The following is a 16087-nucleotide window of genomic DNA, read 5'->3' on the forward strand; positions in this document are numbered from 1 at the left end:
TGAGGAGGCTCTGCGGCCGTTCGTGGACTGGTCGTTGACGGAGGTGTTGGGGGCGGTTGAGGGTGCGCCGTCGTTGGAGCGGGTGGATGTGGTGCAGCCCGCGTCGTTCGCGATGATGGTGTCGTTGGCGGCGGTGTGGCGGGCGCATGGTGTGCGTCCGGATGCGGTGATCGGGCATTCGCAGGGGGAGATCGCGGCCGCGGTCGTCTCCGGCGCGTTGTCGTTGGAGGACGGGGCGCGGGTGGTGGCGCTGCGGAGTCAGGCGATTGGGCGGCGGTTGGCGGGGCGGGGCGGGATGATGTCCGTTCCGATGGCAGGTCGAGGACTTGCGTGAGGAGCTGCTCGACGTACTCGCCCCCGTAAAGCCCCGGCGGCCGGAGGTGCCGTTCCTGTCGACCATGACCGGCGACTGGCTGGAGACGGCCGCGACCGACGCCGAGTACTGGTACCGGAATCTGCGGCAGACCGTGCGCTTCGAGGAAGCCGTCCGCAACCTCCTGGGCGCCGAGTACCGGTCGTTCATCGAGGTCAGCTCGCACCCCGTGCTGATCGTCGGGATCCAGGACATGATCGATGACACCGTCGGCGGCCAGGCCGCCGTCGCGGTCGGCACCCTGCGCCGCGACGAAGGCGGGCTGCGCAGGGTGTACACCTCGCTGGCCGAGGCGTTCGTCCGGGGCGTGCCCGTCGACTGGGCGGCGGCCTGGGCCGGTACGGACGCCCGCCGGGTGGACCTGCCCACGTACGCCTTCCAGCACGAGCACTTCTGGCTCGTGCCCGCCGACCCGGAGGGGACCGCCGCGGCCGATCCGGCCGACGCCGCGTTCTGGACCGCGGTGGAGCAGGCGGACCTGGAGACGCTCACCCGGAGCCTGCACATCGACGAGGAGTCCCTCGCCGCCGTGCTGCCCGCGCTCTCCACCTGGCGGCGGCAGCGGCGTGACCGCTCGACGGTCGACGCGTGGCGGTACCGGGTGGACTGGCGGCCGCTGGACGTCCCCGCACGGCCGGCGCTGTCGGGCACCTGGCTGCTGGTCTCCGCCGAGGGCGTCCAGGACGAGGACGTGAGCACTGCGCTGGCTGACGGTGGTGCGCAGGTGCGGCGGTTGGTGCTGGATGAGGCGTGTGTGGATCGTGCGGTGCTGGTGGAGCGGTTGGCCGGTGTCGGGGATCTCGCGGGTGTGGTGTCCGTGCTGGCCGGTGCGGAGGAGCCGAGTGAGGGGTATCCCGGTCTGTCCGTCGGGCTCGCCCTCACCGTCGCGCTCGTCCAGGCCCTGGGTGACGTGGAGTTGGAGGCGCCGCTGTGGTGCCTGACCCGGGGCGCGGTGTCCACCGGGCGTTCGGACCGGGTTATCAACCCCGATCAGGCGCAGGTGCTGGGTGTGGGCTGGACCGCGGCGCTGGAACATCCGCAGCGGGTGGGCGGTGTGGTGGATCTGCCGGTGGTGGTGGACCGTCGGGCGGGGCAGCGGCTTGCTGCTGTGCTGGCGGGGGCCGGTGGTGAGGATCAGCTTGCGGTCCGCGCCTCGGGGGTGTTCGCGCGCCGGATTGTGCGGGCCGCTGCCGAGGAGCGTCGGCCGGCCGGTACCTGGACGCCTCGCGGTACCACGTTGATCACCGGCGGCACCGGCACCCTCGCCCGGCACGTCGCACGGTGGCTCGCCGGACAGGGCGCGGAGCGGCTGGTGCTCGTCAGCCGCCGCGGCCCGCAGGCCCCTGGGGCGTCCGAACTGGTCGCCGAGCTCGCCGAGTCGGGCACCGAGGCCACCGTCATCGGCTGCGATGTCGCCGACCGCGACGCCGTCGCCGCACTGCTCGCCGGGCTGAAGGCCGACGGGCACACCCTCCGCAACGTGGTGCACACCGCCGCCGTGATCGAGCTCCAGACGCTGGCGGAGACCGGCCTGGACGAGTTCGCGCGGGTCGTCGACGCGAAGGTCGCCGGCGCCCGGCACCTGGACGAACTGCTGGCCGACGACGCCCTCGACTCCTTCGTGCTCTTCTCCTCCACCGCCGGGATGTGGGGCAGCGGCCGGCACGCCGCGTACGTCGCCGGGAACGCCTTCCTCGGCGCGCTCGCCGACAACCGGCGCGCCCGCGGCCTGACCGGCACCGCCCTGTCCTGGGGCATCTGGGCCGACGACCTCCAGCTCGGCCGCGTCGACCCGCAGCAGATCCGCCGCAGCGGCCTGGAGTTCATGGACCCCGAGCTGGCGCTCGCCGGACTGCGGCGCGCCCTGGACGACGACGAGACCGCCGTCGCCGTCGCCGATGTCGACTGGGACGTCTACCACCCCGTCTACACCTCGACCCGCCCCACCACCCTCTTCGACGAGATCCCCGACGTCCGGCAGCTGACCGAAGCCGCCGCGCGGGCGGACGGCCCCGCCGGGGAGGCGGAGTTCGCGGCCCGGCTGCGGGCGCTGCCCGCCGCCGAGCAGGAACGGCTCCTGCTGGACCTGGTGCGCGGTGAGGCCGCCACCGTCCTCGGCCACACCTCCTCCGAGGCGCTGTCGGACCGGCGCGCCTTCCGCGATGTCGGCTTCGACTCCCTCACGGCCGTCGGCCTGCGCAACCGGCTCGCCGCGGTCACCGGTCTGACCCTGCCGACCACCATGGTCTTCGACCACCCCAACCCGGCCGCCCTGGCGGGCTTCCTGCGCGCCGAACTCGCCGGCACCGAGGCCCCGCCGGCCGCCGCCGCGGCGCCGTCCGCCACCGATGACGATCCGATCGTGATCGTCGGCATGAGCTGCCGCTACCCCGGCGGGGTGACCTCGCCGGACCAGCTGTGGGACCTCGTCCTGGACGGCACCGACGCCATCTCCGGCTTCCCCGAGGACCGCGGCTGGGACGCCGACGGGCTCTACGACCCGGACCCCGACAGCCAGGGCAAGAGCTACTCCGTCCAGGGCGGCTTCCTGCGGCAGGTCGCGGACTTCGACGCCGGGTTCTTCGGCATCTCGCCGCGCGAGGCGCTCGCCATGGACCCGCAGCAGCGGCTGCTGCTGGAGACCGCGTGGGAAGCCTTCGAGCGGGCGGGCATCGACCCCGTCTCCGTACGGTCCACGCTGACCGGCACCTTCATCGGCGCGAGCTACCAGGACTACGCGGCGAGCGACCTCGGCGCCGCCGGCGCCGCCGAGGGCCACATGGTCACCGGCACGCTCCCCAGCATCCTGTCCGGCCGGGTCGCCTACCTCTTCGGACTGGAGGGCCCGGCGGTCACCCTCGACACTGCGTGCTCCTCCTCCCTGGTTGCCATCCATCTCGCCTGCCAGTCCCTGCGCAACGGCGAGAGCACCCTCGCCCTCGCGGGCGGGGTGAGCATCATGGCCACCCCCAACGCCTTCATCGGCTTCAGCCGGCAGCGGGCCCTCGCCGCCGACGGCCGCTGCAAGGCGTACGCGGACGCCGCCGACGGGATGACCCTCGCCGAAGGCGTCGGCCTCGTCCTGCTGGAGCGGCTCTCCGACGCCCGCCGCAACGGACACGACGTGCTGGCCGTGGTGCGCGGCAGCGCGATGAACCAGGACGGCGCCTCCAACGGGCTGACCGCCCCCAACGGCCCCTCCCAGCAGCGCGTCATCCGCCACGCCCTCGCCGATGCCGGTTTGCGTCCCGACGATGTCGACGCCCTGGAGGGCCACGGCACCGGCACCGCCCTCGGCGACCCCATCGAGGCGCAGGCCCTGCTCGCCACCTACGGCCAGGACCGCACCCGTCCCCTGCTGCTCGGCTCGGTGAAGTCCAACATCGGCCACACCCAGATGGCGTCCGGCGTCGCCAGCGTCATCAAGATGGTGGAGGCGCTGCGGCACGGCGTCCTGCCGAGGACCCTGCACGCCGAGACCCCGTCGTCCCATGTCGACTGGTCGGCCGGGGCCATCGACCTGCTGACCGAGCAGCGCGACTGGCCGCAAACCGGGCACCCACGCCGGGGCGGTGTGTCCTCCTTCGGGCTCGGCGGCACCAATGTGCACACCATCCTCGAACAGGCACCTCCCGCCGACGAACCCGCCACCGAACCCGCCGCCGAGCCCACCGACGGACCGGCGCCCGCGGCGGAGCCGGTACCCCTGCTGGTGTCGGCCCGGAGTGACGCCGCGCTGCGCGCCCAGGCCGGCCGGCTGCTCTCCTTCGTCGCGGACCGGCCCGGTATGCACCTCACCGACCTCGGGTACGCGCTGGCCACCACCCGCGCGGCCCTGGAGCACCGCGCGGCGGTCGTGGCCGGGGACCACGGCGAACTGCTGCGCGCCCTGACGGCGCTGCGCGACGGCGCACCGGCCCCCGGTCTGCTCCAGGGCACCACGGGCCACGGTGGGCTGGCGTTCCTCTTCACCGGCCAGGGCAGCCAACGGCAGGGCATGGGACGGGAGTTGTACGACCGATACCCGGTGTTCGCCGATGCCCTCGACGCGGTGCTCGCCCGGTTCGACGCCACCACGGACCGCCCGCTGCGCGAGGTGATCTTCGCGGCGGACGGCACACCGGAAGCCGCCCTGCTCGACCTGACCGGCTACGCCCAGCCCGCGCTGTTCGCCGTCGAGGTCGCGCTGTTCCGCCTCGTCGAGTCCTGGGGCGTCCGCCCCGACTATCTCGCCGGGCACTCCATCGGTGAACTCGCGGCGGCGCATGTCGCGGGTGTGCTGTCCCTGGCGGACGCCTGCACGCTCGTCGCCGCGCGCGGCCGGTTGATGCAGGCGCTCCCGGCGGGCGGGGCGATGGTCGCGGTGCAGGCCACCGAGGACGAGGTTCTGCCGCTGTTGACCGACCGGGTGTCGGTGGCGGCGGTCGGCCCCGACGGGGTGCTGTGCGGGATGGCCCGCGAGAGCCTGACCGACGAACGGCGCACGGCACTGCTGCCGCTGCTGCGCCGCGACCGCGACGAGGTCCGCACCGTCACCGCCGCGCTGAGCGGCGTACAGGTGCGGGGCGTGACCGTGGACTGGGCCGCTTACTTCGCGGCCTACACGGACCACGCCGACTTCGCGGCATCGGGCGCGCGACCGGTGAAGCTGCCGACGTACGCCTTCCAGCGCGAGCGGTTCTGGCCGGAGCGGACGGCCGCCGCGGTCCAAGCCGACGCGGTGGACGCGGAGTTCTGGTCGGCCGTGGAACAGCAGGACGTGGCGTCGCTCGCCGCGGCCCTGGAGCTGGACGGCGACACCGTGACCGCGATGGTCCCGGCGCTGACCGCCTGGCGCCGCCGCCGCGACGAGCAGTCCCGCACCGACACCTGGCGCTACCGGGTCACCTGGAAGCCGCTGACCGCACCCACCGCGCCGACCGCCACCCCGGGGCCGTGGCTGGTGCTGTCCCCGGCCGGTACCGCGGACGACGCGTGGTGCACCGCCGTCACCGACGCCCTCGGCGATCGGACCGTACGGATCGAGGTCACGGCACCCGACCGGGCGGCGCTCGGCGAGCGCCTCGCGGAACTGCCCCTCGAAGCAGGCGAGTTCACCGGAATCCTGTCGCTGCTCGCGGTCGTCGACGAGGCGCCGGACGCGGACGTGCCCGCCGGCCTCCTGCTGACGGCCACCGCCGTCCAGGCGCTCGGCGACGCCGGGATCGACGCCCCGCTGTGGTGCGTGACCCGCGGCGCCGTGTCCGTCGGCCGCTCCGAGCCCGTACGCACCCCCGAACAGGCCGCCGTCTGGGGCCTCGGCCGGGTCGTCGGACTCGAACACCCGCAGCGCTGGGGCGGCCTGGCCGACCTGCCCGAGCACCTCGACGCCACCGCGCTCCGCCGCCTCGTGGACATGCTGACCGCGGAGCGCGGCGAGGACCAGGTGGCCGTCCGCGCCTCCGGTGTCTACGCCCGCCGTCTCACCCACAGCCCCGCCGCCGGCGAGGCCCGCCGCGCCTACAGCCCCACCGGCACCGTGCTCGTCACCGGCGGCACCGGCGGACTCGGCAGCGAGGTCGCCCGCTGGCTGGCCCAGCTCGGCGCCGAACACCTGCTGCTCACCAGCAGGCGCGGCCCCGACGCGCCCGGCGCCGCCGAACTCCGCCGCGAACTGGCCGCGGCGGGTGCCCAGGTCACCCTCACCGCCTGCGACGCCGCCGACCGGGACGCCCTGGCCGCGGTCCTCGCCGGTATCCCCGAGGACCGCCCGCTCACCGCCGTCTTCCACACCGCGGGCGTCGTCGAGGACGGCGTCGTGGCGGCGCTCACCCCGCAGGACTTCGCGGCCGTACTGCGTGCGAAGACCGTCGCGGCGCGCCATCTCGACGAGCTCACCGAGGGCATGGACCTGTCGGCGTTCGTCCTGTTCTCCTCGACCGCGGGCGTCATCGGCGCCGCGGGCCAGGGCAACTACGCGGCGGCCAACGCCTACCTGGACGCGCTCGCCGAACGCCGCCGGGCCCTCGGCCGGACCGCGACCTCCGTCGCCTGGGGCCCCTGGGCGGGCGCCGGTATGGTCGCCGGCACCGCGGACATCGAGAGCCGGGTACGCCGTGGCGGATTCGCCCCGCTGCCGCCGCGGCAGGCGATCGCCGCACTCCAGCAGGCGATCGAACACGACGACACGACCGTCGCCATCGCCGATATCGACTGGCGCCGCTTCGTCCGCACCCTCGCCGCCGCCCGGCCCGTACCGTTCGTGGCAGACCTGCCCGAGGTACGGGAGGACGCCGCGGTGGTCACCGGCCCGGACGCCGCCGGGCCCCGCGAACCGGAGCTGCGGCAGCGACTGGCGGCACTGCCCGCCGCCGAGCGCGCCGACCACCTGCTCGACCTGCTGCGCACCCTCGTGGCCGGAGTGCTCGGGCACACCGACGCCGGCCGCGTCGAACCCGAACGGGCCTTCAAGGACCTCGGCTTCGACTCCCTGACCGCCCTCGAACTGCGCAACGGCCTGTCGGCCGCGACCGGCCTGAACCTGCCCGCCTCCCTCGTGTACGACAGCCCGACCCCGCTGGCGATGGCACGGTTCCTGCTGGCGGAGCTCGACGGCTCGCTGCCCGAGACCGCCGCGCCGCCGGCCACCACCGCCCCCGCCGCCGACGACCCGGTCGTCGTCGTGGGCATGAGCTGCCGCTTCCCCGGCGGCGTGGCCACCCCCGAGGAGCTGTGGCAGCTGCTCGCCGACGGCCGCGACGGCATCTCCGCCTTCCCCACCGACCGGGGCTGGGACCTGGACGCCCTCGCCGCGGGCGCCTCGGCCACCCGCGAGGGCGGATTCCTCACCGGCGCCGCCGAGTTCGACGCCCGCTTCTTCGGCATCTCCCCGCGCGAGGCCCTCGCGATGGACCCGCAGCAGCGCCTGCTGCTGGAGACGAGCTGGGAGGCCCTGGAGCGGGCCGGTATCGACCCGGCCACGCTCCGCGGCACCCCGGCCGGCGTCTTCGTCGGCACCAACGGCCAGGACTACTCCACCGTCCTGCGCGCCTCCGACGCCGACGTCCAGGGCTATGTCGCCACCGGCACCACCGCCAGCGTCATGTCCGGCCGGCTCTCCTACGCGCTCGGCCTGGAGGGCCCGGCGGTCACGGTCGACACCGCGTGCTCGTCGTCCCTGGTGGCGCTGCACTGGGCCGCCAAGGCGCTGCACGCGGGGGAGTGCACACTGGCACTGGCCGGCGGCGTCTCCGTGATGTCCAGCCCGGACTCCTTCATCGAGTTCAGCACGCAGGGCGGTCTGGCACCCGACGGCCGCTGCAAGGCGTTCGCCGACGGCGCCGACGGCACCGCCTGGTCCGAGGGCGCCGGCGTCCTCGTCCTGGAGCGGCTCTCCGACGCCGTCCGCAACGGACACGAGATCCGCGGCATCATCCGCGGCACCGCCGTCAACCAGGACGGCGCCTCCAACGGCCTCACCGCGCCCAACGGCCCCGCCCAGCAGCGCGTCATCCGGCAGGCGCTGGCCGACGCGGGCCTGACCGCGGCCGAGGTCGACGCCGTCGAGGCACACGGCACCGGCACCACCCTCGGCGACCCGATCGAGGCACACGCCCTGCTGACGACGTACGGGCAGCAGCGGGCGCACCCGCTGCTGCTGGGCGCGGTCAAGTCCAACATCGGCCACACCCAGGCCGCCGCGGGCGTCGCGGGCGTCATCAAGATGCTCCTGGCGATGCGGCACGGCACCCTGCCCAAGACGCTGCACCTCGACGCCCCGTCGTCCCATGTCGACTGGTCGGCGGGCGCCGTCGAGCTGCTGGCCGAGGCGACCGCCTGGCCGCGGACCGGCCACCCGCGCCGGGCGGGCGTCTCCGCGTTCGGCGTCAGCGGCACCAACGCGCACGTCATCATCGAGCAGGCACCGGCCGCCGAACCGGCCGCCGAACGCCCCGCCGCGACGGCTCCCGCGCTCGTGCCGTGGGTCGTGTCGGGCCGTACCCAGGAGGCGCTGCGGCAGCAGATCGAGCGGCTGATCGCCTTCACCGGAGACGACGGCGCACCGTCCCCCGTGGACGTGGGGTACTCGCTCGCGACGGGCCGTACCGCCTTCCCGCACCGCGCGGTGCTGCTCGCCGCCGACGGCGGGGTGACGGAGGCGGCGCGCGGCACGGCCGGCCACACCGCCGGGAAGACCGCGTTCCTCTTCTCCGGCCAGGGCAGCCAGCGGGCCGGCATGGGCCGGGAACTCTACGCACACTTCCCCGTCTTCGCCGAGGCCCTGGACGCGGTGCTGGCGCACCTGGACACCGAACTGGCCCGCCCGCTGCGGGAGGTGCTGTTCGCCCCGGCCGGCACGCCCGAGGCGGAGCTGCTGAACGACACGGGCTGGACCCAGCCGGCCCTCTTCGCCATCGAGGTGGCGCTGTTCCGGCTGGTCGAGTCCTGGGGGGTGCGGCCCGACTTCGTCGCCGGGCACTCCATCGGCGAGCTCACCGCGGCACATGTGGCGGGGGTCCTCGCCCTGCCGGACGCCTGCCGGCTGGTCGCCGCCCGCGCGACGCTCATGCAGCAGCTCCCCACGGGCGGCGCGATGGTGGCCGTACAGGCCACCGAGGACGAGATCACCCCGCTGCTGGACGCGTCCGTGGCGCTCGCGGCCGTCAACGGCCCCGACGCGCTGGTCATCGCCGGCGCCGAGGCCGCCGTCCTCGAACTCGCCGCACGCTTCGCGGAGCAGGGCCGGCGGACCCGGCGGCTGCGCGTCAGCCACGCCTTCCACTCGCCGCTGATGGACCCGATGCTGGCCGACTTCGCCCGTATCGCCGGTCAACTGGAGTTCCGGGACCCGCAGGTGCCGGTCGTCTCGAACCTGACCGGCCGCCTCGCCACGGACGAGGAACTGACCTCGCCCGCGTACTGGGTCCGGCACGTCCGCGAGGCGGTGCGGTTCGCCGACGGCGTGCGCACCTTGCGGGACGCGGGCGTGACGGCGTTCGTCGAGCTCGGGCCCGACGGGGTGCTCGCCGCGATGGCCCAGCAGAGCCTCGACGGCGCCGAGCCCGCGCCGACGGTCGTGCCCGTCCTGCGCGCGGACCGCGACGAGGCGGCGGCCGTCACCACCGCGCTGGCCCGCCTGCACGTGGGGGGCGTGGCCGTGGACTGGTCCGCGTTCTTCGCCGGATCGGGCGCCCGGCGGGTGGACCTGCCGACCTACGCGTTCCAGCGCGAGCGGTTCTGGCCGGCGCGGGCCGCCGCCCGGCCGGGCGCGCCCGACGCCGCGGACACGGAGTTCTGGTCGGCGGTCGAGGACCGCGATGTGGACGCGCTCGCCGCGACACTGGAGCTGGACGGCGACACCGTGACCGCGATGGTCCCGGCGCTGTCCTCCTGGCGGCGCCGCCGCACCGAGCAGTCCGCGTCCGGCACCTGGCGCTACCGCGAAACCTGGACGGCGCTGCCCGCCGCCGACTCGGCGCCGCCGCACGGCCGCCGGCTGGTGCTCGTACCGGCCGGGGCCGCCCGGGACGCCTGGGTCACGGCCGTGGTGGACGCCCTGGGCGAGGACGCGGTCCGCGTCGAGGCCGGGGACCTGGCCACGGCGCACCGCGACGGCGCGGAGTACACCGGTGTGGTGTCCCTGCTCGCGGCGGCCGAGCCGACCGCACCCGAGGCCGACGGCACCGGCATCGCCGCCCTGCCGCCCGCCGCGGTCCGGCCCACGGCGCTGCTGACGGCGCTGGCCGAGGCCGGTATCGACGCACCGCTGTGGTGCGTCACGCGCGGCGCCGTCGCCGTCGGGGCGACGGAGCACCTGGCCCACCCCGGCCAGGCGGCCGTATGGGGCGACGGCCGGGTGGCCGCGCTGGAGTACCCCGAGCGCTGGGGCGGTCTCATCGACCTGCCCGAGGCGCTGGACGCACCGGCCGCGGCCCGCTTCGTCCGGGCGCTCGGCGGACCCGACGGCGAGGACCAGCTCGCGGTCCGGGCCACCGGCACCTACGCGCGCCGCCTGGTGCGCGCACCGGCCGGCCCTGGCGGTTCGTGGAAGCCGGCCGGCACGGTCCTCGTCGTCGGCGGCACCTCGCCCACCGGCCGCGGGGTCGCCCGCTGGCTGGCCCGCGAGGGCGCCGGGCACCTGGTACTGACGACGGGCCCCGGCCTCGACCCGGCCGAAACGGCCTCGCTGACCGAGGAGTTGACGCCGTACGGCACCACCCTGGCCGTCGCCACCTGCGACCCGTCCGACCGTGCCGCGCTCGCCGCCGTCCTCGACGCGGTCCCGCAGCACGCCCCGCTGACCGCCGTGATCCATGCGGCGGACGACACCGACACCGCGGCGACCCTCACCGCGGTCGGCCACCTCGACGACCTGCTCGGCGACCGGCCGCTGGACGCGTTCGTCCTGTTCAGCTCGGTCGCCGGGGTGTGGGGCGTCCGCGGGCAGGGCGAGCGGGCCGCGCTCGGCGCGCGCCTGGCCGCCTTCGCACGGCAGCGCCGGGACCGGGGCGTACCCGCCCTCTCCGTCGCCTGGGGTGCCTGGGCGGACAGCACGGAACCGTCCCTCGCCGCCCATCTGCGGCTGAGCGGACTGCCGCCGATGGCCGCCGAACCGGCGCTCGCCGCCCTCGGCCGCGCCGTCGCCGACGACGAGAGCGCGGTGACGGTGGCCGATGTGGTCTGGGAGGTGTTCGCCCCCGCCGCCACCGCGCAGCGCCGCAGCCGGTTCTTCGCCGAGCTGCCGGAGGCCCGTACGGCCATCGAAGCGGCCGGCCGCGACCGGGCGGACGAGGCCGCCGGAGCGTCCGCGGACGCCTACCGGCGGCGCCTGCTGGCGCTCTCCGACGCCGAACGCTCGGACACCCTCCGCGCGCTCGTCCGCACCCAGGTCGCCGAGGTCCTCGGACATTCGAGCACCGACGTGGTCGAGGACGGCCTGCCCTTCCGCGACCTCGGCTTCGATTCGCTGACCGCCGTCGACCTGCGCACCCGGCTCGCCGCCGCCACCGGCCTCACCCTCCCGGCGACGCTCGTCTTCGACCACCCCACCCCGGCGGAGCTGGCGGACCACCTGCACACCCAACTGATGGGTGACCAAGGGAACTTGGTCGAACCTGCGACACCGGCGGCCGTGGTCCGCCCGGCCGACGACGACCCGATCGCCATCATCGGCATGAGCTGCCGCTACCCGGGCGGTGTGCGGTCCCCCGAGGACCTGTGGCGCCTGGTCAGCGAGGGCATCGACGCGGTGGGCGAGCTGCCGACCGACCGCGGCTGGGACCTGGACGCGCTGCTCACCGGACGCCCCGGCGGACACGGCGGCCGCAGTGCGACCGGCCACGGCGGATTCCTCTACGACGCGGCGGAGTTCGACCCCGGCTTCTTCGGGATCTCACCGCGCGAGGCGCTCGTCATGGACCCCCAGCAGCGCATCGTCCTCGAAGCCGCCTGGGAGGCGCTGGAGCGGGCCGGGATCGACCCGGCCACCCTCCGCGGCAGCGGCACCGGCGTCTACGTCGGCGGCGGCAGCGGCGACTACCGGCCGCCGGAGGAGATCGGACAGTGGCAGACCGCCCAGTCGGCGAGCCTGCTCTCCGGCCGGCTGGCGTACAGCTTCGGCCTGCAGGGGCCGACGGTGTCGGTGGACACGGCCTGCTCGTCGTCGCTGGTGGCCCTGCACCTGGCCGCGCAGGCGCTGCGCTCGGGTGAGTGCTCCATCGCCCTGGCCGGCGGTGTGACGGTGATGGCCACCCCGGCCGGATTCGTCGAGTTCAGCGCGCAGGGCGCCCTCTCCGCGGACGGCCGCTGCAAGGCGTTCTCCGACGACGCGGACGGTACGGGCTGGGCCGAGGGCGTGGGCATGCTCGTCGTCGAACGGCTCTCCGAGGCCCGGCGCAACGGCCACCGCGTCCTGGCGGTCCTGCGCGGCTCGGCCATCAACCAGGACGGCGCGTCGAACGGACTGACCGCCCCCAGCGGCCCGGCCCAGCAGCGCGTCATCCGCCAGGCCCTCGCCAACGCCGGTCTGGCCCCCGCCGACGTGGACGCCGTGGAGGCGCACGGCACCGGCACCAAGCTCGGCGATCCGATCGAGGCACAGGCCCTGCTGGCCACCTACGGGCAGGACCGGGACCCGCGGCGGCCCCTGCTGCTCGGCTCGCTGAAGTCCAACATCGGCCACACTCAGGCCGCGTCGGGCGTCGCGGGCGTGATCAAGATGGTCATGGCGATGCGGCACGGCACGCTGCCGAGGACCCTGCACGCGCAGACCCCGTCGTCCCACGTGGACTGGACCGCCGGGGCCGCCACTCTGCTGACCGCACCGGCCACCTGGCCGGACGCCGGCCGGCCGCGCCGCGCCGGAGTGTCGTCGTTCGGCGCCAGCGGGACCAACGCCCACGTGATCCTCGAACAGGCGCCGGCCGCCGGGCCCGAGGCCGTCCCGGCGGGGCCGGACCGCGCGGCGGGGCTGCTGCCCGTCCTGCTCTCCGGCCGGACCGCCGGCGCCCTGCGCGACCAGGCCCGCAGCCTCCTCGCGCACACCGACGCGCACCCGGACACCCCGCTCGCCGACCTCGCGTTCTCGCTCGCGACGACCCGCTCGGCCTTCGAGCACCGGGCCGTCCTGCCGGCCGCCGAACGCGCCGGACTCCGCGCCGGCCTCGCGGCCCTCGCCGCCGGCACCGGCACCCCGCAGGTGATCGCGGGGGAGACGGGGCGCACCGGAAAGCTCGCCTTCCTCTTCTCCGGCCAGGGCAGCCAGCGGCTCGGGATGGGCCGCGAACTGTACGAGCGGTTCCCGGCGTTCGCGGACGCGCTGGACACCGTCCTCGGCCACCTCGACGCGGAGCTGAAGTGCCCGCTGCGGGACGTGCTGTGGGGCACGGACGCGGAGCTGCTGAACAGTACGGGCTTCACCCAGCCGGCGCTGTTCGCCATCGAGGTGGCGCTCTTCCGGCTCGTCGAATCCTGGGGCGTGCGGCCGGACTTCGTGGCCGGCCACTCCATCGGCGAGATCGCCGCGGCGCACGTCGCCGGAGTGTTCTCCCTGGCGGACGCCTGCCGGCTGGTGGTGGCCCGCGCCTGGCTGATGGAGGGGCTCCCGGCCGGCGGCGCCATGGTCGCCGTACAGGCCACCGAGGACGAGGTCACCCCGCTGCTGACCGACCGGGTGTCCATCGCCGCGGTCAACGGCCCGACGTCGGTGGTCGTCTCGGGCGCCGAGCGCGATGCGCTGGACATCGCGGAGCGGCTGGGACGCAAGAAGTCCCGGCTGCCGGTCAGCCACGCCTTCCACTCCCCGCTGATGGACCCGGTGCTCGACGAGTTCCGCGCCGTGGTGGCCGGGCTGACGTTCGCGCCGCCGGCCCTGCCCGTCGTGTCGAACCTGACCGGCGCGGTGGCCACGGCCGAGGAGCTCTGCTCGCCCGAGTACTGGGTCCGGCACGTCCGCGAGGCGGTCCGCTTCGCCGACGGTGTACGGGAGCTGGCGGCCCGCGGGGTCACCGCGTACCTGGAGCTGGGGCCGGACGGGGTGCTCTCCGCGCTGGCCCGCGAGACCCTGCCGGACGAGGCGCTGACCGTGCCCGTCCTGCGCAAGGGACGTGACGAGGAGGCCACCGCCGTCACCGCCCTGGCCCGGCTGCATGTGCACGGCAGCGGCCCGCACTGGTCCGCGTTCTTCGCCGGCACCGGCGCCCGCCACGTGGAGCTGCCGACATACGCCTTCCAGCACGGCCGGTTCTGGCCGGCCGCGCCGGCCGGCCGGGCACTGCCCGCCGCCGACGAGGCCGGCGCGACCGACCACGCGTTCTGGGCGGCCGTGGCGCAGGAGGACTTCGCCTCCCTGGAGTCCGTCCTCGACATCGAGGGCGACGCCCTCGCGAAGGTGCTCCCCGCGCTGCTGGACTGGCGCCGGCAGCAGCAGGACCGCTCCGTCGTGGACGGCTGGCGGCACCGCATCGCATGGCAGCCGCTCACCGGCGTGACCACGGGCGGCCCGGCCGGCACCTGGCTGGCGGTGCTCCCCGAGGACCGGGCCGACGACCCCTGGGTGACGGCGGCACTCGACGCGCTGGGCACCGAGGTGGTGCGGGTGACGGCCACGGCCCCCGACCGCGCCGCACTGGCGGCCGAACTTGCCGGAACCGGCCGGAAGTTCACCGGAGTCCTCTCGCTGCTGGCCCTGGACGAGACGGCACCGGACGGCGTGCCGACCGGACTCCTGCTCACGGCCGCACTCCTCCAGGCCCTCGGGGACGCCGGGATCGACGCCCCGCTGTGGTGCGTCACCCGCGGTGCGGTCTCCGTGGGCCGCGCGGAGGAACTGCACAGCCCCGCCCAGGCCGCCGTCTGGGGCCTGGGCCGGGTCGCCGCCCTGGAGTACCCCGAGCGCTGGGGCGGACTGATCGACCTGCCCGTGACGCCGGACGAGCGGACGGCCGCCCGCTTCGCCGCGGTCCTGGCCGGCCGGGACGGCGAGGACCAGGCGGCGGTACGCGCCGCCGCGGTCTTCGCACCGCGCCTGGTGGCCGCGCCCGCGGACCGGTCCTCCGGACAGTGGAACCCGGCCGGCACGGTGCTGATCACCGGCGGCACCGGCGCGCTCGGCACCCATGTCGCCCGCCGCCTCGCCCACGACGGCGTACCGCACCTGGTACTGCTCAGCCGCCGCGGACCGCAGGCACCGCACGCCGCCGAACTCCGCGCCGAACTGGACCGCCTGGGCACCCGCGTCACCTTCGCCGCCGGGGACGCGGCGGACCGCGCGCAGCTCACGGCCGTACTGGCGGACATCCCGGCGGAGCACCCGCTGACGGCCGTCGTGCACACCGCCGGAGTCCTCGACGACGGCATCCTGGACCGGCTCACCCCGGACCGCTTCGCGGCGGTGTTCCGCGCCAAGGTCACCTCGGCGCTGCTGCTCGACGAACTGACCCGGGACCTGGACCTGTCGGCGTTCGTCCTGTTCTCCTCCGCGACCGCGGCCGTCGGCAACCCCGGCCAGGCGAACTACGCGGCGGCCAACACCGTGCTGGACGCCCTGGCCGTACGGCGCCGCGCCCTCGGCCTCCCCGCCACCTCGATCGCCTGGGGCGCCTGGGGCGGCGGCGGTATGGCCGACGGAGCCGCGGCGGACGAGGCCGCCCGGCGCGCGGGTATCGGCACCATGGACCCGCAGCTGGCCTGCGCGGCGCTGTGGCAGCTGGTCGCCGAGGCGGAGCCGACGGCCGTGGTCGCCGATGTCGCCCTGGAACGGTACGTCGGCGCCTTCGGGGCCCGGCCGAGCGCGCTGCTGCGCGACTTCCCCGGCTACCGGGAACTGGTCGCCGCCGCCGCACCGGACGAGGCCGACGGCGCCCCGGACCTGGCCGGCCGGCTCGCCGCGCTGCCGCCGGCCCGACGGCTCGACACCGTGGTGGAGCTGGTCCGCACCCGGGCCGCCCAGGTACTGGGCCACCCGGACCAGGACGCCGTCGGCGCCGAACGGTCCTTCCGCGACCTCGGGGTGGACTCCCTCGGCGCCGTCGAACTGCGCAACCAGCTCAACGCGGCGACGGGTCTGCGGCTCTCCGCGACCCTCGTCTTCGACCACCCGACACCCGCCGCTCTCGGCGCGCACGTGCTCCAGCAGCTCGTACCGGAGGAGGGACCCATGACCGACCACGACGAAACAGAGATCCGGGCCGTACTGGCCTCGGTACCGATCGACCGGCTGCGCGACAGCGGCGTCCT

1 pseudogene is annotated in these 16087 nt (G+C 75.5%); it reads left to right on the forward strand.

Annotation, left to right across the window (positions count from 1 at the left end):
• Nucleotides 1-15959: pseudogene (locus tag IH09_RS35350) on the forward strand (type I polyketide synthase); the annotation flags it as partial.
• Nucleotides 15960-16087: the final 128 nt, after the last annotated feature.

This window comes from Streptomyces celluloflavus (assembly GCA_000720995.1).
GTDB classification, from domain to species: domain Bacteria; phylum Actinomycetota; class Actinomycetes; order Streptomycetales; family Streptomycetaceae; genus Streptomyces; species Streptomyces celluloflavus.